Origin of the sequence: Anaerococcus sp. HMSC065G05, assembly GCF_001812365.1 — a bacterium.
Lineage (GTDB): Bacteria > Bacillota > Clostridia > Tissierellales > Peptoniphilaceae > Anaerococcus > Anaerococcus vaginalis.
The window spans coordinates 1-18924 of the sequence record NZ_KV808729.1 but is presented as its reverse complement, the minus strand read 5'-3'; the positions used below and the strand labels follow the sequence as shown (position 1 = coordinate 18924).

Genomic DNA, 18924 nt, shown 5'->3' with positions numbered 1-18924 from the left:
TTTATTGGTGGGTTTGTCGACGCTCTGGCTCTTGTAAAAATACAAGAGTCTTATTTTTTGTCGAAAAAATTGCTTATTGCAGGATTTATTATTGCAAGAATTATTGATGCAATTAAAGCAGTTCCAAATGAATTTATGCTTGCACCACTTGCAAGATTAAATGTAATTTGTAAAACAATTGCGTTTACTATAAAAGAAAATAAACCAAAAGTTACAATTGTTAATGGTAGAGATAATAATTTTAAAATTGGTTTTATAATTGCATTTACAAACATCAATATTAAAGCTGTAATTATTATTGCCTTATTTTCTGTAAAAGTTATTCCATCAAATAAAATATCAAGAAGATAAAGACTAATTGCGTTTGCAATCCATTGAATTAAAAATGTCATTATTTTCACCTCGATTCAAATGATTTTTGTATATTAACTGTACAAGTTGAAAAGAAAAAATCAATATTTAAAGTAAAAAGCTCCATTTCTATGTGAAATGTACTATAATAATCTTGACTCATTTTTTTGGATAAGAGTTGATATTAAATTAAAAATATTTATTTTCTAAAATAAATAAAAAAATAAATGAAATTATTGAGGAGGAGAAATGATTTACACACTTACCTTAAACCCATCAATTGATTATGTTCTAAGAATAGATGAATTTTTGGACGGAGAAACTTTAAGAAGTAATAGTGAAGAAAAATATCCTGGCGGAAAGGGAATAATGGTTTCAAAACTTTTGAAAAATCTTGGAGAAAAATCTGTAAATATTGGTTTTCTTGGAGGGTTTACAGGAGATTTTATTAGAAAAAAATTAAATGATTTGGGAATCGCGGAAGATTTTACAAGGATAGAAGATGATTCTAGAATAAATGTGAAATTAAAATATGAAACAGAAACTGAAATTAATGCCCAAGGTCCTCAAATTAAAGAAGAAGAAATTGAAGAATTTTTAAATTATTTAGACCAATTGCAAGAAGATGATTTTGTAATAATATCTGGTTCAATTCCGAAATCTTTGAGAGATGATTTTTATAGGGTTATTGTAAATTTACTTGAAATGAATAATGTAAGATTTGCTCTAGATACTTCTGGTAAAAAATTATATAAACTCTCATCTTATAAACCATTTTTGGTAAAGCCAAATAAGGATGAGCTTTCTGAAATTTTTGAAGATAAAATTGATAGTGATGAAAAAATTGTAAAATATGCAAGAAAATTAATTGACCAAGGAGCTGAAAATGTAATTGTTTCACTTGGAAAGACGGATCGATTTTTGTTGATAATAGTGTTGCATACAAGGCAAAACCAATTGAAGGAAAATTAATTAATTCTGTAGGAAGTGGAGATAGCATGGTTGCAGGATATATTTACGGTTATATGAAAGGGCTTTCAAAACTTGATTCATATAAACTTGCAATAGCTTGTGGAAGTGCAACAGCCTTTAGTCCTGATATTGCTGAAAAAGAACTTATAGATGAAATTTTTAAAAAAGTTGAGCTTGAAAAATGGGAATAAAGCTATATGATTAAAAATCAAAAAAATAATTTTTCACTAGCTTAATAATTTAAGCTGGTGTTTTTTTATTGTTTGAAATTGGGTATAGGTAAAATAAGCGAGGTAAGATATGAAAGAATTAGAAAAAATTATAAATGAACAAAAAATATTTTTTAGAACTGGCTTAACCAACACAGAAGATTTTAGAAAAAAAGCATTAATAACTTTAAAAAAATCTATTGATAAGTATAAGGAAGAAATTATTTATGCCTTAAAAATGGATTTAAATAAATCAAGCACAGAATCTTATATTTCAGAAATTGCAAGTGCCTTTGCAGAAATTGATTTTTCTTTAAAAAATTTATCGGATTGGATGAAAGATACAAGAGAGATTACAAATATGGAGGCAATGCCTGCAAAATCTTTTACAAGATATGAACCTTTGGGTGTGACTTTAATTATTTCTCCATGGAATTATCCGTTTTTGCTTGCAATAAATCCAATTGTAAATGCAATTTCAAGTGGTAATACTGTAATTTTAAAAACTTCAAAAAAATCTTCTTATACATCAAAAATAATAAAAAAATTATTGGATGAAAGTTTTGATAGGGCGTTTATTTATTGTGTTGATAATGAAAAAGTAAGTCATGATGAACTTTTATCTTACAAATACGATCATATATTTTTTACTGGCTCTCAAAAAGTTGGAAAAATAATTATGAAAAAAGCAAGTGAAAATTTGACAAAAGTTACGCTTGAGCTTGGTGGCAAATCTCCTTGCATAGTTGATGAAAGTGCAAATTTAAAATTTGCTGCAAAAAGAATTATTTGGGGAAAGCTTTTAAACAGCGGACAAACTTGTGTGGCTCCAGATTATTTGTTGGTTCATAAAGATGTTAAAAAAGAACTTTTAAGATTGATGAAACAAACAATATTAGAATTTTATGGCGACAGAGCATTGGAAAATCCTGATTATCCAAGAATAATTGACAAAAATTCTTTTGAAAGACTTATTAATTTGATGGAAGGACAAAATATTTACACTGGTGGTTTGTATAATTCAAAAACTTTAAAAATTGAGCCTACAATAATTGATGATGTAGATTTTGCAAATAAAATTATGCAAGAAGAAATTTTTGGACCAATTCTTCCAGTAATAGAATACAATGATGTTTTTAAAATTATAGAAAAATTAAAATTTATGGATAAGCCTCTTTCAATGTATATTTTTAGTGAAGATAAAGAACATATTGATAGACTAACTTATGATTTATCATCTGGTGGAGTTTGTATAAATGATACGATAATGCATTTGACAAATCCTAATTTAGAATTTGGAGGAGTTGGCGAAAGTGGAATGGGTGGTTATCATGGGAAATTTGGTTTTATGAATTTTTCAAACAGAAAATCTATAATGATTAGGTCGAACAATATTGATATAAAAATAAAATATCCACCATATTCAAAAGGTCAAGAAAAAATAATTAAAAAAATTTTCAAATAAGAATCCTAATTTATCTAGGATTCTTATTTTTTATTTTATTTTAATTTATTGAATAAAAAAATTACAAAAGTATAATAGCTTTTATATCAAGGGGTGGTTTAATGGTGTTTATATCTGATGAAAAGAAAAATGAAATTTTAGAAAATTCAGATATTGTAGCAATTATTGGAGATTATGTAGATTTAAAAAAATCTGGAAACTCTTATAAGGGTTTGTGTCCTTTTCACAACGAAAAGACACCATCCTTTACAGTTGATGACAGGAAACAATTATTTCATTGCTTCGGTTGTGGCGAAGGTGGAGATGTTGTTTCTTTTATTATGCACAAAGAAGGACTTTCCTACATCGATTCTATGAAATATTTGGCTAAAAAAGCTGGTATAAAACTTGATGATACAAAATCTTCTACAGAAAATAAAATTTTAAATAGATATTACGATATTAATAAAGATATAATGATGTATTTTTACAAAAATTTGTTGACTGATAAGGCTTGTCAAATTTATTTGAAAAACAGAGGATTTAGGTCAAATATTGTAAATACTTTTATGCTTGGTTTTGCCAAAAATTCTTGGGATGATTTATTATCTTATGTAAAAAAGAAAGATTATCTTTTGGATGATATTGAAAATTTGGGTTTAATTAAAAAATCTCAAAATGGAAAATATTATGATAAGTATAGAAATAGGTTGATTTTTCCAATTATAAATCACTATGGAAAAGTTATTGGATTTGGTGGAAGAAGTATTGATTCTACTATGCCAAAATATTTAAATTCACCAGAAAGCCAAGTTTTTAAAAAAAGATACAACCTCTATGGTTTAAATATTTTCAAAAAACAATCTAATAAAGATATTATCTTGGTTGAAGGATATATGGATGTAATTGGTTTAAACAATCAGGGTATTGACCAAGCTGTTGCAAGTCTTGGGACATCTCTTACAAGCGATCAGGCAAAACTTTTAAAAAGATATGCAAAAAATGTTTATATTTGCTACGACGAAGATAATGCTGGAATAAAAGCTACAGATAGAGCAATCGAAATTTTATTAGATGAAGGAATAAAACCAAATATAATTAGCCTTGAAAAAGGTCTTGACCCAGATGATTTTGTAAAAAAATATGGCAGAGATGCTTTTATTAAAAAAATGGATGAGGCTAGTGATGTTTACAATTACAAGTATAATAAAATTCTTGACTTATATGCAGAGAGTAAGGACAATGAAAAATTTGAAAAATTAAATTTATTTATAGAATTTTTATCTTCAATAAAATCAGATCTTACTAGAGAAATTTTTATAAATAATGTAAGCAAACTTTTTGATATAGATAAATCTACTTTAAAAGAATCTGTCTTAAAGTATAATGATAACTACAAAAAGACTTACAAAAATCAAAATAAAGATAGTTTTTATAATAAAAATGATTTTAAAAATTTTCACACCAATCAAAACACAATTATTGAAAGAAAAAAATATTCTGTTTCCACAAATGAGCTTGAAACGTTAAGATTATATCTTAATCAAAAAGATGAGTATGATGAAAATAAAGATTTTTTTGATCAAGTAATAGTGGATGAAAAATTGCTTGAAATAAAACAATATATTGACAAAAATGGTTTTGATAAAATAAGCGAAAATTTTTCAAATGACTACCAATTTATTATAGATTACATCAAAGATAAGTCCAATAAGATTGTAGGAAATGAATTAATAGAAAAAATAAATTTAGAAAATAGAAAAAAACTTTTAAAAAAGTTAAGAAATAGAGACTAATCACTTCAAAGCTGGAGGGGAGACTTATGACTAGTGATAACGAAAAGATGCTAGAAGATGATCTTCTAAGGGAAATAATAGATGAATTTAAATCTATTAGTGAATCTCAAGATGGAGTTGTAACTTATAAACAAGTTTACACTTTTGAGACCTTTAAAGAAATGGAAGATGAAAGCAAAAAATATGTTATAGGCCAAATTATATCCAATGGAATAGAGATTGTTGAAGAACAAAGAACTGTTTTGGACGAAGATGAAGATGACGAAGAAATCAGAGAAGATCTTGATAATGATGACGATGAAGATTTTTCAGATGAAAAACTTGAAGATCACATGAAAAAAGTTTCTAACAAGCAAAAGTTAGAAAAAAAGTTTATACAAGATGAAACTATCACTGGTATAAAGTTGGATGACCCTGTAAAAATGTATTTAAAAGAAATTGGAAAAGTTAAGCTATTAGATGCTCACGAAGAAATATTTTTGGCGAAAAAAATGGAGCTAGGAGATATTGCTTTCAGGAGTAAAAGTGGCAAAAAACTAACCAAACAAAATAAAGTAAAACTTGCTTTAGATATATTTTATGGAGACCTTTCGTTAACTATACTTGGTGCAAATCAATCAATTTTAGAAAATAAAGAATTAGATGATGAAACAAAAACAAATCTTGAGTCATTGATTGAAATTGGAAATCAATTTGAAAATATGTTAAACCAAGAATTAACAGATGAACAATTGGAAGCCATAAAATCTAAAATATTAATTTGCAATATTGCACAAAAATCTATAGCAGACAAAGAATTAAGCGAAAAAGAAGCAAATATTTTGTGTGATTTATTTGATAATTTTGGAAAATTAGTTGCAACAAAAGAATCAGATGATATAGTTTCACTAATTTATTTAGCTTTTTCAGACCTTTACAAAAAGGGAGCTGAAAATGAAATTTTGAAAACCAATGATAAGCTAATAATTAGTGATTTAATTAATTTTTCAAACAAAGCCAGGCAAGTTTACGAATATAAGCCACTTTCAGAATCAAGTATAAAAGATTTGGAAAGATTTACAAAAACCAAAAATCTATGCAAGAAAATTTTTGAAGATCAAGGATTTGATGCAGACGATGTAAAAAGATTAAATAGGGCAATATTTGATGCAAATAGGGCAAAACAAAAATTAGCAGAGACAAATTTAAGACTTGTTGTATCAATTGCAAAAAAATATGTAGGTCGTGGAATGAGCTTTTTGGATTTGATTCAAGAAGGAAATATGGGACTTATGAAAGCAGTTGATAAGTATGATTACAACAGAGGATTTAAATTTTCAACTTATGCAACTTGGTGGATAAGACAAGCGATAACTCGTGCTATTGCCGACCAAGCTAGAACAATTAGAATTCCTGTTCACATGGTTGAAACAATTAATAAATTAGTTAGAATTCAAAGACAATTAGTTCAAGATTTAGGTCGTGATCCATCAAACGAAGAAATTGCTGAGCAAATGGGAATTGAAGTTGAAAAAGTTCAAGAGATAAGAAAAATTGCCCAAGAACCTGTTAGTTTGGAAACGCCAATAGGCGAAGAAGAAGACAGCCATTTGGGAGATTTTATAGAAGATGATACAGCTATAAATCCTGATGATGCAGCAAACTATTCAATGCTAAGAGATCAACTAAATGATGTTTTATCTTGTCTTGGAGCAAGAGAAAAAAGAGTTTTACAATTAAGATTTGGACTTATAGATGGAACTCCAAGAACATTAGAAGAAGTTGGCAAAGAATTTGATGTAACTCGCGAGAGAATTAGACAAATAGAAGCAAAGGCACTTAGAAAATTAAAATCGCCTAATAAGAGTGAATTATTGAAAGACTTTTTATAAATGAAAATTACTAAACGACTAGAAAAAATAGCAAAGCTAGTTGATGAAGGTAAAAAAGTAATTGATATTGGGACTGATCATGGATTAGTCCCTTTATATTTAGCAAAAAATGAAATATCAAAAGAAATTCTTGCAACAGATATTTCAAAAAAAAGCCTTCAAAAACTAGAAGAAAAGCTAGATGATAATTTAAAACAAATAATAAAAACAAAAGTTTGTGACGGACTAAATGATATAGGAATAAAAGACAATCAAATAGCCATAATTGCAGGAATGGGTGCAGTTACAATAATTGAAATTATTTCTAATAATATAGAAAAGATAAGAAAACTTGATTATGTAATTTGTGAAGGAAATATAGGAAATGAAAAATTAAGAAAATTTTTAAATGAAAATAATTTTTTTATTGACAAGGATTTTCTTATTAAAGATGGTAGAAAACACTACGATATAATTAGATTTAAGAATGGAAAAGATAGAAAACTTTCTTTGGGAGAAATTTATTTTGGTAAATTTATCTACCAAGATTTCAATCCATTATTAAAAAAAAGACTTGAACAAATTTATAAGAAAAATATAAAATTTAAAGAAAATATAGAAAAATTTTCAGTAAATAAACAAGGATTAGATCTTATTGAAGAAAGATTACAAGCAATAGAAGAGGTTAAAAATTATGAAGATAAAAGATATAATTAAATTTTTGGAAGAAAGATTTCCGCTTTCACTACAAGAAGATTGGGACAATTCTGGACTTCAAATTGGAAATATTGAAAATGACCTAACAAATATAATGATTTCTTTGGATATTGACGAACAAACAATACAAAAAGCAAAAGAGAAATCTTGTAATTTGATTATAAATCATCATCCATTTTTATTTTCTTCAATTAAATCAATAGACTTAAACGAAGAAAAGGGAAAGATTATTAAAGATTTAATTAAAAATGATATTACAGTTTTTGCCATGCATACCAATCTTGATATAGGTAAAGGCGGAGTGAATGATAATTTGGCAAAACTTTTAGAGCTTAAAGATATTTCAAATTTAGATACAAATAATGAAAATCCTATGGCAAGATTTGGATATACAGATGAAATAACAGCTTATGATTTTTCTAAATTTGTAAAAGAAAAATTAAATTGCAAAGGACTTATACTTTATGGAGATAAAAATAAAAAAATAAAAAAAGTTGCTCTTTGTGGAGGAGCCGGCAGTGATTTTATAAGTGATGCAATTAAAAAAGACTGTGATCTTATTGTAACAAGTGATGTAAAATATCATGAGGCCATAGATAATTGTAAAAAAATAAATATAGTCGATCCAGGACATTTCGCAAGCGAAAATCATATTATTTATATGATAAAAGATTTATTAGAAAAAAATTTTGCAACGGGAATATACACTTGTGCAAAAAAAGATTCATATAGAGAATTTATATAATCTTTACAAATACAAAAATTATGATAAAATAAATAACGGAGTAAATTGAATAATCGCGTCAATGACGAGGAAAGTCCGTGCACCACAGAGTAAGGATGCTAGATAACGTCTAGTAAGGGTGACCTTCAGGCAAGTGCAAAAGAAAGTATACCGCCAAAATTTTTGGTAAGGGTGGAACGGTGAGGTAAGAGCTCACCAGATAATTAGTGATAATTATGCTGTGTAAACCCCATCCGGTGCAAGAACAAAAGGGACAATAGGATTTCTACTCGAAACGGTCCAGTATGGTAGTTCGCTTGAGCTAATTGGTGACAATTAGCCTAGATAGATGATTATTTTTAACAGAACACGGCTTATAGATTTACTCTATTTTTATTAAATTTAACTATCCTAATTTAAAAGGGTAGTTTTTTTATTGGAAAATTTAAAAGTAAAATTGTAACAAATAAGAAAAAAATATAAAAAAAGTTACGAAATAAAAATAATTTTTCAAATATTTTAAATAAATTGGGATTATACAAGTGTTTTCACAAATAAATATAAAAAAATATGTCAAAAAGTGTAATTTTTTTGTAACTTCTTATTGACTATTTTGTTAAAAAGTTATATTATTATTCTAGATTTCATAACAGATAAAAAAAACAAATTTTAAACGGAGGAAACAATGAGTAAGAAAAATATAGGATCGACAATAGGAGTGTTAGCCGCAGTTACAATAGGTGCTTCTGCTTATGCTTCTACGATTAATAATTTAGATAAAGAAGATCAATCAAAAAAGGTATTAGAAAATAATGTATCTTATATTGAAAAAGAATATGCATCCAAAGTTAATTCTGTAAAAAAAGATTATTCTAACGAAGTTAAAAATACTAAATTTGCAGAAAAAACAGAGACAAAAAAAGATGCAAAATTATCTAAAACAAGAAATTTGGCTGATCCTACACTTTTTGAATCATCAAGTGAAGATGCTATAGTTAAAGCTGTAGATGAAAAAATTCAAGAAAATAAAGAAGAAGATCAAAATAAAAATCAAAATACAGTTGAACAAGCTTTAGAACAAAGCCCTGTAGTTGAAAAGTTTGTAGCTGTAGAATCATTAAATGTTAGGTCTTCAAAAAATGATCAAGAAAATAACGTAATAGACATATTAAATAAAAATACTAAAGTAAGTGGACAAGTTGAAGATGGTTGGTTAAAAACTGATAAAGGATACATAAAATTAGACTTTTTATCTGATCAAGCTGTAGAAGATACTAACCAAGAAGATTTAATAGCCCAAGAAGAGGCAAGAAAAGCTGAGGAAGCTAAAAAAGCTGAAGAAGCAAGAAAAGCTGAGGAAGCTAAAAAGGCCGAAGAAGCAAGAAAAGCTGAAGAAGCTAAAAAAGCACAAGCTAGCCAAGCAACAAGTTATACTGGATGGGTAAATGTTAGTGCATTAAATGTAAGAAGTGGAGCAGGAACAGGTTCTAGTATTATTGGATCATTGTCAACTGGAGATAAAGTTTCAGGAACACTTCAAAATGGTTGGTTAAAAATCAGTTATAATGGACAAGTTGCTTATGTATCTGCAAACTGTTTATCAAATACAGAAGTTAAAAAACCAGTTGTTGAGAAAAAACAAGAAAACAATACACCAGCAAAACAAGAAAATACAGTTCAATCTCAAGCTTATACAGGTTGGGTAAATACAGCTGCATTAAATGTTAGATCAGGTGCATCAACATCATACAGTATAATAGGCTCTTATACTATGGGAGATAAAGTTAGTGGACAATTAGCTAATGGATGGTTGAAAGTAAACTATAATGGAAGAACTGGATATATAAGTGCAAATCTACTTTCAAGCAAAGAAGTTGCTAAACCACAACAAGTTGTAGAAAATAATAAAACAAACAATAATTCAATAGGACAACAAACTGCAACACAAACACCTCAAGCTTCAGCAAGTGGACAAGCTGCTGCAAATATTGCTAGACAATTTGTTGGTTATCCTTACGTGTGGGGAGGAGCATCTCCAAGTGGATTTGATTGTTCAGGTTTAGTTTATTATGCTTATAAACAAATTGGAGTTAATTTAAATAGAAATTCTGCTGCACAATTTTCTAATGGATATTCAGTAGGTATCAATAATTTGCAACCAGGAGATCTTGTATTCTTTAATCAAAGTGGATCTATTGACCATGTAGGAATGATTGTTGATTATAATGGTAATTATGTTCATGCAGTAAGTCCAGGAGTTGGAGTTCAAATTGGAAATATCTATAATTCATGGAGTCAAAGAGTATTTGCAGGAGCAAGAAGAATATTTTAATTAAATAAATTAAAAACACCCTTAGGGGTGTTTTTTTAGGATTAAATTATGAAGATTATTAAGTCAAATGAAATAAAAAATGATATATTAAAAAATATAAAATATTGCAATAAAAAGAAAAGCTTATTAATAATATCTCAAAATAATGATTTAGCTGTAAATCAATATAAAAATGCAATTATAAGAAGATGTAATGAATTTAATATTGATTATATTGATAAAGAATTTAGTAAAGAAGATAATCATTTAGATATAATAAATTATTGTAATAATTTAAAAAATATTGATGGTTTTATAGTTCTCCAACCTCTCTTAGAGTCGACAGATTTAGATTATTTAAGAGAAAATATTCCTTTTAATGATTTAGATGGCTTTAAGTATGATTCTTTAGGAAAAATAATGAATAAAAAATTTGAGAATTTACCACAAACAGTAAAATCTATTATAAAATTTATTAATTATATGAATTTGGACTTGGAGGGAAAGGATATAATAATAGCTAATTCAACTAATATTATTGGAAAACCATTAGCTATGTATTTAAATTATAAAAAAGCTTCAGTAACACTCTTTAATTCAAAAACAAAAAATCAAAAAGAAAAAATTAAGAATTGTGATATATTTATATCTGCAATTGGAAAAGCAAATTTTTATAATAAAGATTATTTTAGAAATGGACAAATAATAATTGATGCAGGAGTAAGTTTTGTAGATGGAAATATGTATGGCGATGTTGATTATGAATATATAAAAGATTTAGATATAAAAATTGTTACTTGCAAAAATGGAGTAGGTTCTATTACAACCTTATCGTTATTAGAGAGTCTTTTATATAGTTGAAAAGCATTTATTTTTCTTTATGGTATAATTATAAAGTGATTTAAAATGGCAAAAATTTAATAAAAGGCGAAGTATATGAAAAAATTTAAATTAGTAATTTTGGGTACAGATTTAAATGCTTATGGTGTTGCAAGAAGTGCCCATGAGCTTTATGGAATAAAATCTATTTGTATGGGAATAAAAAATTTAAGAGACACAAGAGATTCTAACATATGTGAAGTACATACAAATGAAAATTTTGAAGACGATAATGTTTTTGTAGAAGAGCTGATAAAATTAAAGAAAAAATATAAAGATTATGAATTGATTCTGATTTCTTGTTCCGATGGTTATTCATCTTTGCTTGTTAATAATAAAGAAAAATTAAAAGATTATTATCTATTTAATTACGTTGATAAATATATGCAAGAGAAATTGGAAAATAAAATTGATTTTTATGAAATTTGCGAAAAATATGGTCTAGATTATCCTGATACAGTTATTACAAATGATAACACAGATGAATCAATTAAAAAAATTGAATTAGAATTGTCTTATCCTATAGCATTAAAGGCAAATGATTCAATTGAATTTTATAATACTCATTTTGAGGGTAAGAAAAAAGCTTATAAAATTTACAATAATGAAGAATTAGTGAAAATTTTAAATCAAATTTATAATGCTGGATATACTGGAAAAATGATAGCACAAGATTTTATTCCAGGAGATAGTTCAGATATGTATGTTTTAAATGCTTATGTAAATACAAGTTCACAAGTAAAAATGATGAGCCTTGGTAAATGTTTGTTAGATGAAGTCTTACCTTTAAATATTGGTAATTATAATGCTTTGGTAACAATGGGAGATGACAATATATATAAGCAATATAAGAAATTTTTGGAAGAAATTTCTTATATTGGTTATGCAAATTTTGATTTAAAATATGATAAGAGAGATGGAAAGTATAAGGTATTTGAAATAAATATAAGACAAGGCAGGTCAAGTTTTTATATGAATGCAGCCAATAATAATTTTATTAAATATCTTGTAGATGATTTAATTTTTAATAAGGATGAACCATGCTATTATGAATATGAAAATGGATTATGGTTGTATGTTGATCCATCAGTTTTGAAAAAATATGTTAATAGAAAAGATAAAGACTTGGCTTTAAAAATGTTAAAAAAAGGCTATGTTTTTACAACTTGGTATGAGAATGACAAAAATTTTAAGAGATTCCTTAATTATATGAGAAGAAGATTTTCAACTATTAAATACTATAAAAAATTTTCTAATTAAATAAATTGCATAGGATTTTAATGTAGGTATGCATAATTTTATTTTAAATTTTTAGATTAAGAGTATAAAATAATTTTTTGTAATTAGATAATTGTAAATTTATTTTTAAAGGCAAATTCAATTTTGAGTTTGCTTTTTTATTTTAGATAAAAAATAGCTAGATTTCTCTAGCTATTTTTGTGATTTTAAAGATTTTATTTTTATACTAATTTTTTTGCGGCTTCTAGGGCAGCTTTATAATCAGGCAATTCTGTGTTTTGTTCTAGGTATTCTACGTGAACTAATTTGTTTTCTTTATCTACAACGAAAACTGCTCTGTTTTGTAGTTTTAATTCTTTGATTAGTGTTGCGTATTTGTCTGCAAAATCTAAGAAATTGTAATCTGATACTGTTTTTACTTGATCTATTCCTTTTGCTGAGCAAAATCTTGCTTGGGCAAATGGAAGGTCGTTTGATATTGTTACGATTGAAACATCTGGGCTTATATCAGCTGCAGCCTTGTTGAATTTTGTTGTTTGTATTTCGCAAACTGATGTATCAAGTGATGGTACTACTGATATAATTTTTATTTTTCCTTCTTCTTCTTTATAAAAATCATATTCTGACAAGTCGTTATTTATTGCCTTAAAGTTTGGAGCGCTATCTCCTACTTTTAGTTCTTCGCCTATTACTGTGATTTCTTCTTCACCGAATTTTTTCTTTCTTTCTGTCATTTATACCTCCTAAAATGTATAATTGTTTCTATATTAATATACCCATTTTTTTTATTTTGTAGGAGAAATTTTAAATAATTAGATTATTATTGTCAAATGCTTTTAAATAAGGTATAATTAATCAGTATGAAAGTTAGAAAATAAGGAGGAAGCAATGGCAGATATAGTTTTAAATTCAGAAAAAAGAGAAGCTGTCGGAAAAAATAAAGTTAATAAACTTAGACAACAAGCTATTGTACCAGGTGTTGTATATGCTAAAGATAAAGAAAATATAAATGTACAATTTACTTCTAGAGATTTTGAAAAAGTATTGTCTCAAGCAGGTACAACTACAATTATTGACTTAGATATTGACGGAGAAAAGGTACCGGTACTTATTAAAGATTATCAAATGCACCCATTTAAATCTCAATTTTTCCATGTAGATTTCCAAGCAATCAATGCTAAGGAAGCTATCAGAGTTTCTGTTCCAGTTTACTTAAATGGAAGAGATGACATTAGGGTTGAACCTTCTGTATTGGTTCAAAATATTGATACAGTTGAAGTTGAATGTTTACCAATGTATATTCCACAATATGCAGAATTGGAAGTTACTGATATGCAAATTGGGGATTCATTCACAGTAGCTGATTTTGATATTGCAAAAGATGAAAATATCAATATTTTACTTGAAGCTGATGAAGTTGTTTGTTCACTTCAAGAACCTCAAGAAGAAGTTGTTGTTGATGAAGATAGCGAAGGCGAATCAGCAGCTGACGTACCAACTGTTAATGAAACTGAAGAAAAAGAAGACGAAGAATAAGTCTAAGAAACAAAGACCTTTACTGGTCTTTTTTTTTGCAAAAAATTATTTTTGATTTTAAATTTGTCTATTAGAATTTTTTAAAAAAATTTGAAATTTTCTTAGGAATTTTGTTTTTAAATTTATAAAAATTTTTTAATCAAGGAATGTTTTATAAAACTATTAAATGTTTGAAGTATTTGATATAATAATATTATGAATGGATTATTAATTGTATTTGAAGGTCCTGATGGTTCTGGAAAAACTACTGTTTTGGAAAAAGTTTATAATAAGCTTTTGGAAGATGGGTATGATATATATAAGTTTAGGGAACCTGGTGGAACTGATATTTCAGAAAAAATTAGAGAAATTATTTTGGATAATGAAAATATAGAAATGAATCCAAGGTGTGAGGCCTTGTTGTATGCAGCAAGTAGGGCTCAATTGGTAGGTGAGAAGCTTAGACCTTTGTTGGAGAAGGGTTCTATAATTCTTTGTGATAGATTTGTTCTTAGTTCTATGCTTTATCAAGGAATTGGAAGAGGTCTTGGTGTAGACGAAGTTAAAAATATTAATGATTTTGCCATTGGAGAAATTAGGGCGGATTTAACTTTGTTTTTGAATATTGATTATAAAACTGCCATTGATAGAAAAAGGAAAAATTTCATTTCTGATCGTTTGGAAAATGAAGATGATTCTTTTCACAAAAAAACTTATGATGGCTATATAGAATTATCCAAAAGATTTAAGGATGAAATTATTTCAATTGATGCTAACAAAAGTATAGATACGGTTGTAGATAATTGTTTGGCTACTATAAAAACATATTTAAAGGAGAAAAAATGAAACTTTTAATAGCTATAGTTCAAGATGCGGATGCAAATTTTTTGATGGATTCTTTGACAGACAAAAGATATAGGGTAACAAAGCTTGCAACAACAGGTGGTTTTTTGAGAGAAGGAAATACTACTCTTCTTATTGGTATTGAAGAGGAAAATCTTGATGAAGTAAAACAAATTATTGAAGATAATTGTAAAAAAAGAACAACTCAATCATCAGTAATTAATCCGACAGCAGATTCTCCACTTTTGGCAACAAGCGCACCAGTTGATGTGAATGTTGGTGGAGCTACTGTATTTATTTTGGATGTTGACCAATATATAAGAATCTGAAATGATAGAAATTTTAGAAAATCAAATAAAAAATGATAAACTTTCCAATGCCTATATCTTTGAATCAAAAAACTCTTCTTATAATCTAGATAAGGCATTGGAATTTTCTAAGAGCGTTTTTAATAATTTTGGTATAAGTACAAAGCTTGAAGAAAATCCTGATTTTGAAATAATAAAAAAAGATGACAAGGAAAAAAATATAAGCATAAAAAACATTAGACTTTTAATAAAAGATATGTATCTTAGGCCTAGTAATGGAAAAATTAAAATATATATAATTAAAGATAGCGAAAATTTGAGCATTGAAAGTTCAAATGCCCTTTTAAAAAGCATAGAAGAGGCAAAAGATTATATAATTTTAATTTTTACAACAAATAATGCTTATAGTCTTTTAAAAACCATAAGATCAAGATGTCAAATCATAAGTTTTAAAAGTCAAATAGAAAATGAATTTGTAGATAGGGAAAAACTATCCTATATATTAAGTGAAATAATTTCTGGGAATTTTTCTTTTTATTATAAAAATAAAGATTTCTTTTCAAAGGCAAAAGATTATAAGGAAGAATTATTTGTAGAAATTTTAAATTTTTTCAATAATTTGATAAAATTAAAATATTACAAGAATAATGCAAAAGAAAACAAGAAAGTTTTATTTTACTTGAGAAAAATAGAAAATTTACCTTTTGATTCTATTGATAGGATAATAAGAAAAGCCGAACAAATAACAAAAGGATTTAAAAATAATGTAAATTTCGACATGGCAGTTGAAAATTTCCTTATTTTTATATATAGAGAGGGGAGAAATATTGAAAGTAGTAGGGATAAGCTTTAAAAAAGCAGGAAAAATATATTATTTTAATCCACTAGATTTTGATTTATATATTGGAGATAGGGTCATAGTTGATTCTAATTCATGTCTTGAAATGGGAATAGTTAAAACGCCAATTAAAGAAATAAATAAAAGCGATTTTGACCGTGAATTAAATGAAATTATTAGAAAAGCCAGTAAAGAGGATCTAGTTGAAGAAGAAAGAAATAGAGAAGATGCCTTGGAGGCTGTAGAAATATGCCAAGAAAAGGCAGACAATCTTGGACTTAATCTTCATGCCATTGAAGCAGAATTTACTTTCGATAGAAAAAAATTACTCATTTATTTTTCATCAAATAATAGGGTAGATTTTAGAAAACTTGTAAAAGAACTTGCATCAATTTATAGAAATAGAATTGAACTTAGACAAATCGGAGTAAGAGACCATGCAAAATTGGTTTCAAGCGTAGGAATTTGTGGACAAAAATGTTGTTGTGCAAGATTTTTGAGCGATTTTCAACCCTTATCAATAAAAATGGCAAAAGAACAAGATATAACCCTAGATCCAAATAAAATTTCTGGTTTGTGTGGAAGGCTAATGTGCTGTCTATCTTACGAAAATGAAAGCTACAAAATAGCAAAAAAATCTATGCCAAAAGTAGGCGAAAAAATTGAAACTGAAGATGGAATTGGCGTTGTTGTCGAAAATAATTATGTAAAAGAAAAATGCAAAATTAGAGTAAGAATAGAAGAAGATGATACAGAAATCGAAAAATCTTATTGCCCAAAGGATATAAGAAGAATAGTTGACAAATAATTGATAAAAATGAGAAAATCTTGAGATTTACTATCATTTGACATTAGTTAATTTAACTACTATAATATTAATATAACAAATTAGGAGGTAAAATTATGGCTTATAGAATAGATGAAAATACATGTATATCATGTGGATCATGCGAAGGTGAATGTCCAGTTCAAGCAATTGAACAAGGAGACGCAGCATACGAAATCGACGAAGATGCTTGCATCGATTGTGGATCATGTGCAGCTGTATGTCCAGTAGAAGCAATCTCACCAGCAGAATAAGATATATACATATAAAAAGTAAGGCTCAGTTTATACTGAGTCTTTTATATTGCTTAAAATCTTTAAAAATTACAAAATTAATAATTACAAAAATAATTGACAATTTTTACATTTTTTGCTAATATATCTTTTGATGTAAACAAGGAGGCATTATGAAAAATTCTAAAAAAATTTACCACGTAGAAGATAAGTTACCATTTAAATTATTGTTACCACTTTCAATCCAACACACATTCGCAATGTTTGGAGCTAGTGTCTTAGTCCCTATTTTATTTAAAATAAATCCAGGAATAGTACTTTTTATGAATGGTATCGGAACATTATTATTTATATTAATTACCAAAAAGAAAGCACCTGCTTATTTGGGATCATCATTTGCATTTTTAGCACCAGGAACAGCTATTATTGCAAGTCAAGGATTTCAATATGCGCAAGGTGCTTTTATTGTGGTTGGAACTCTAGGATGTTTTTTGGCATATATAATTTATAAATTTGGAATAGGATGGATAGATGTAGTATTGCCACCAGCAGCTATGGGTTCAGTCGTTGCCCTAATAGGATTTGAGCTTGCAGGAAATACAGTAACAGGCGGTTCAATCGGAGCAAATTTGATGACAGATACAGCAAGTTATAAAGATTTTATAATATTTGGAATTACACTTTTTACAGCCATAATCGGTTCAGTATCATTTAAAGGATTTTTATCAACAATTCCAATCCTAATAGCAATAGTAGTAGGATATATTTGTTCAGTATTTTTTGGAATGGTAGATTTTACACCAGTCTTAGAAGCAAAATTATTTACCCTACCAAATTTCTCAGCACCAAAATTTTCAGTAGAAGCAATTCTATCAATGCTACCAGTAATACTCGTAATTACAAGCGAGCATATCTCTCACCAAGTTGTAACAAGTAATATTATAGGAAGAAATTTATTAGAAGATCCGGGATTACACAGGTCAATATTTGCAGATAACTTCTCATCAGCCCTTTCAGGATTAGTTGGAGGAGTTCCAACAACAACTTATGGAGAAAATATAGGAGTTATGGCAATAACAGGAGTATATTCAGTCCAAGTTATAGGAGCAGCAGCAATCATATCAATATTAATGGCATTTATAGGACCACTAGCAGCCCTAATCCAAACAATACCAGGAGATGTAATAGGAGGAGTAACCTTCTTGTTATACGGAATGATAGGAACAAGCGGAATAAGATTATTAGTAGATCAAAAAGTAGACTATTCAAAATCAATAAACCTAATCCTAACATCAACAATATTTATAGCAGGACTATCAGGATTATCAATAAAATTTGGCTCAATCCAATTACAAGGCATGGTACTAGCATCAGTAGTAGCAGTACTCTTATCAGCTTTTATGACCTTGCTTAGAAAATTAAATTTAATAAATCAATAAAAAATAAAAATCAAGCTGTAAATTTATGGCTTGATTTTTTTAGTAATAAAAATTCAAAAAGAGACTAATAAAAAATGAAATCAATTTATTTTTTAAAAGTCTCTTTTTTTAATTGGATAAACAAAAAAAGAAATAAATTTATTTAATAATGTAAAAATTAAAAAATTTAAAATTTTAAAATTAAAAATGGGCAAAAAAATGGAGCCACTTCCCAGGATCGAACTGAGGACCTCATCCTTACCATGGATGCGCTCTACCTACTGAGCTAAAGTGGCACATAATGTAATATACCATAGAAAAAATATTTTTGCAAATAATTTTAAATTATACAATAAAAACGGTATAATAGGGGTAATTGTAGTAAATTTATGAAATTTATGGTATAGTAAACTTATAATATTTAGGAGGAAATAATGAGTAAAGCACAATT

General features: G+C 27.4%; 17 protein-coding genes, 1 tRNA gene, 1 other RNA gene and 1 pseudogene. 17 read left to right on the top strand and 3 right to left on the bottom strand.

The window, feature by feature from the left end:
• Nucleotides 1-50: 50 nt before the first annotated feature.
• The gene (locus HMPREF2852_RS09515) at nucleotides 51-392 is read right to left on the bottom strand and encodes a phage holin family protein (RefSeq protein ID WP_004838965.1); all 342 of its coding nucleotides are present in this window, start codon (nucleotides 390-392) and stop codon (nucleotides 51-53) included.
• 208 nt (nucleotides 393-600) lie between these two features.
• Here HMPREF2852_RS09515 and pfkB point away from each other — a divergent pair.
• From pfkB to HMPREF2852_RS09465, 10 genes and pseudogenes are all read left to right on the top strand, one after another.
• Nucleotides 601-1514 (top strand): annotated as a pseudogene (pfkB, locus tag HMPREF2852_RS09510) (1-phosphofructokinase).
• A gap of 109 nt (nucleotides 1515-1623) precedes the next feature.
• Nucleotides 1624-2997 carry an aldehyde dehydrogenase family protein gene (locus HMPREF2852_RS09505; protein ID WP_070608030.1) on the top strand — a complete coding sequence of 458 codons (1374 nt, stop codon included), beginning with the start codon at nucleotides 1624-1626 and terminating at the stop codon, nucleotides 2995-2997.
• Nucleotides 2998-3098: 101 nt separating this feature from the next.
• A complete protein-coding gene (gene dnaG, locus HMPREF2852_RS09500; RefSeq protein WP_070608027.1) occupies nucleotides 3099-4772 on the top strand; it encodes a DNA primase in 1674 nt (557 codons plus the stop codon).
• Nucleotides 4773-4798: 26 nt separating this feature from the next.
• Entirely contained in the window at nucleotides 4799-6643 is a 1845-nt protein-coding gene (rpoD, locus tag HMPREF2852_RS09495; protein WP_070608025.1) for an RNA polymerase sigma factor RpoD, read from the top strand.
• The gene (locus HMPREF2852_RS09490; protein ID WP_070608023.1) at nucleotides 6644-7339 is read left to right on the top strand and encodes a tRNA (adenine(22)-N(1))-methyltransferase; all 696 of its coding nucleotides are present in this window, start codon (nucleotides 6644-6646) and stop codon (nucleotides 7337-7339) included.
• Nucleotides 7317-8084, top strand: a complete 768-nt coding sequence (locus HMPREF2852_RS09485) for a Nif3-like dinuclear metal center hexameric protein (RefSeq protein WP_070608021.1) — start codon at nucleotides 7317-7319, stop codon at nucleotides 8082-8084. The genes HMPREF2852_RS09490 and HMPREF2852_RS09485 overlap by 23 nt, the downstream gene beginning before the upstream one ends.
• Nucleotides 8085-8121: 37 nt before the next feature.
• Nucleotides 8122-8456, top strand: an RNA gene (gene rnpB / locus HMPREF2852_RS09480) — RNase P RNA component class A.
• A gap of 292 nt (nucleotides 8457-8748) precedes the next feature.
• Nucleotides 8749-10395 carry a C40 family peptidase gene (locus tag HMPREF2852_RS09475; protein ID WP_070608019.1) on the top strand — a complete coding sequence of 549 codons (1647 nt, stop codon included), beginning with the start codon at nucleotides 8749-8751 and terminating at the stop codon, nucleotides 10393-10395.
• A 48-nt stretch (nucleotides 10396-10443) separates the two neighbouring features.
• Complete coding sequence (locus tag HMPREF2852_RS09470; RefSeq protein WP_019117556.1) at nucleotides 10444-11235, top strand: bifunctional 5,10-methylenetetrahydrofolate dehydrogenase/5,10-methenyltetrahydrofolate cyclohydrolase; 792 nt, start codon at nucleotides 10444-10446, stop codon at nucleotides 11233-11235.
• 75 nt (nucleotides 11236-11310) lie between these two features.
• Nucleotides 11311-12513 (top strand): carboxylate--amine ligase, encoded by a 1203-nt coding sequence (locus tag HMPREF2852_RS09465; protein WP_019117557.1) that lies wholly within the window; start codon nucleotides 11311-11313, stop codon nucleotides 12511-12513.
• 200 nt (nucleotides 12514-12713) lie between these two features.
• Here the strand turns inward: HMPREF2852_RS09465 and tpx are convergent, their stop codons facing one another.
• Nucleotides 12714-13226, bottom strand: a complete 513-nt coding sequence (gene tpx, locus HMPREF2852_RS09460; protein ID WP_004838955.1) for a thiol peroxidase — start codon at nucleotides 13224-13226, stop codon at nucleotides 12714-12716.
• A gap of 154 nt (nucleotides 13227-13380) precedes the next feature.
• On the opposite strand from tpx, the gene HMPREF2852_RS09455 reads away from it, so the two are divergent.
• The 7 genes from HMPREF2852_RS09455 to uraA all read left to right on the top strand — a co-directional run bounded on the left by HMPREF2852_RS09455 (nucleotide 13381) and on the right by uraA (nucleotide 18494).
• A complete protein-coding gene (locus tag HMPREF2852_RS09455) occupies nucleotides 13381-14028 on the top strand; it encodes a 50S ribosomal protein L25 (RefSeq protein ID WP_019117558.1) in 648 nt (215 codons plus the stop codon).
• 195 nt (nucleotides 14029-14223) lie between these two features.
• Nucleotides 14224-14853 (top strand): dTMP kinase, encoded by a 630-nt coding sequence (gene tmk, locus HMPREF2852_RS09450; protein WP_004838953.1) that lies wholly within the window; start codon nucleotides 14224-14226, stop codon nucleotides 14851-14853.
• Nucleotides 14850-15179 carry a cyclic-di-AMP receptor gene (locus HMPREF2852_RS09445; RefSeq protein ID WP_004838952.1) on the top strand — a complete coding sequence of 110 codons (330 nt, stop codon included), beginning with the start codon at nucleotides 14850-14852 and terminating at the stop codon, nucleotides 15177-15179. The genes tmk and HMPREF2852_RS09445 overlap by 4 nt, the downstream gene beginning before the upstream one ends.
• Nucleotide 15180: 1 nt before the next feature.
• Nucleotides 15181-16011 carry a DNA polymerase III subunit delta' gene (locus tag HMPREF2852_RS09440; RefSeq protein ID WP_070608017.1) on the top strand — a complete coding sequence of 277 codons (831 nt, stop codon included), beginning with the start codon at nucleotides 15181-15183 and terminating at the stop codon, nucleotides 16009-16011.
• Complete coding sequence (locus tag HMPREF2852_RS09435) at nucleotides 15986-16804, top strand: PSP1 domain-containing protein (protein WP_070608015.1); 819 nt, start codon at nucleotides 15986-15988, stop codon at nucleotides 16802-16804. Before HMPREF2852_RS09440 ends, HMPREF2852_RS09435 begins: the two co-directional genes overlap by 26 nt.
• Nucleotides 16805-16899: 95 nt before the next feature.
• On the top strand, nucleotides 16900-17076 hold the full coding sequence (locus HMPREF2852_RS09430) for an indolepyruvate ferredoxin oxidoreductase subunit alpha (protein WP_004813856.1): 177 nt from the start codon (nucleotides 16900-16902) through the stop codon (nucleotides 17074-17076).
• A gap of 152 nt (nucleotides 17077-17228) precedes the next feature.
• Nucleotides 17229-18494: a uracil permease gene (gene uraA, locus HMPREF2852_RS09425; RefSeq protein ID WP_070608013.1), complete on the top strand. Its 1266-nt coding sequence runs from the start codon at nucleotides 17229-17231 to the stop codon at nucleotides 18492-18494.
• A 199-nt stretch (nucleotides 18495-18693) separates the two neighbouring features.
• Here uraA and HMPREF2852_RS09420 read toward each other — a convergent pair.
• Nucleotides 18694-18769 (bottom strand) — tRNA-Thr (locus HMPREF2852_RS09420).
• Between the last annotated feature and the right edge of the window lie 155 nt (nucleotides 18770-18924).

Bases quoted from the DNA above. Each gene is read 5' to 3' on its own strand.
- HMPREF2852_RS09515 (WP_004838965.1), bottom strand. From the start codon at position 392: ATGACATTTTTAATTCAATGGATTGCAAACGCAATTAGTCTTTATCTT.
- HMPREF2852_RS09505 (WP_070608030.1), top strand. From the start codon at position 1,624: ATGAAAGAATTAGAAAAAATTATAAATGAACAAAAAATATTTTTTAGA.
- dnaG (WP_070608027.1), top strand. From the start codon at position 3,099: ATGGTGTTTATATCTGATGAAAAGAAAAATGAAATTTTAGAAAATTCA.
- rpoD (WP_070608025.1), top strand. From the start codon at position 4,799: ATGACTAGTGATAACGAAAAGATGCTAGAAGATGATCTTCTAAGGGAA.
- HMPREF2852_RS09490 (WP_070608023.1), top strand. From the start codon at position 6,644: ATGAAAATTACTAAACGACTAGAAAAAATAGCAAAGCTAGTTGATGAA.
- HMPREF2852_RS09485 (WP_070608021.1), top strand. From the start codon at position 7,317: ATGAAGATAAAAGATATAATTAAATTTTTGGAAGAAAGATTTCCGCTT.
- HMPREF2852_RS09475 (WP_070608019.1), top strand. From the start codon at position 8,749: ATGAGTAAGAAAAATATAGGATCGACAATAGGAGTGTTAGCCGCAGTT.
- HMPREF2852_RS09470 (WP_019117556.1), top strand. From the start codon at position 10,444: ATGAAGATTATTAAGTCAAATGAAATAAAAAATGATATATTAAAAAAT.
- HMPREF2852_RS09465 (WP_019117557.1), top strand. From the start codon at position 11,311: ATGAAAAAATTTAAATTAGTAATTTTGGGTACAGATTTAAATGCTTAT.
- tpx (WP_004838955.1), bottom strand. From the start codon at position 13,226: ATGACAGAAAGAAAGAAAAAATTCGGTGAAGAAGAAATCACAGTAATA.
- HMPREF2852_RS09455 (WP_019117558.1), top strand. From the start codon at position 13,381: ATGGCAGATATAGTTTTAAATTCAGAAAAAAGAGAAGCTGTCGGAAAA.
- tmk (WP_004838953.1), top strand. From the start codon at position 14,224: ATGAATGGATTATTAATTGTATTTGAAGGTCCTGATGGTTCTGGAAAA.
- HMPREF2852_RS09445 (WP_004838952.1), top strand. From the start codon at position 14,850: ATGAAACTTTTAATAGCTATAGTTCAAGATGCGGATGCAAATTTTTTG.
- HMPREF2852_RS09440 (WP_070608017.1), top strand. From the start codon at position 15,181: ATGATAGAAATTTTAGAAAATCAAATAAAAAATGATAAACTTTCCAAT.
- HMPREF2852_RS09430 (WP_004813856.1), top strand. From the start codon at position 16,900: ATGGCTTATAGAATAGATGAAAATACATGTATATCATGTGGATCATGC.
- uraA (WP_070608013.1), top strand. From the start codon at position 17,229: ATGAAAAATTCTAAAAAAATTTACCACGTAGAAGATAAGTTACCATTT.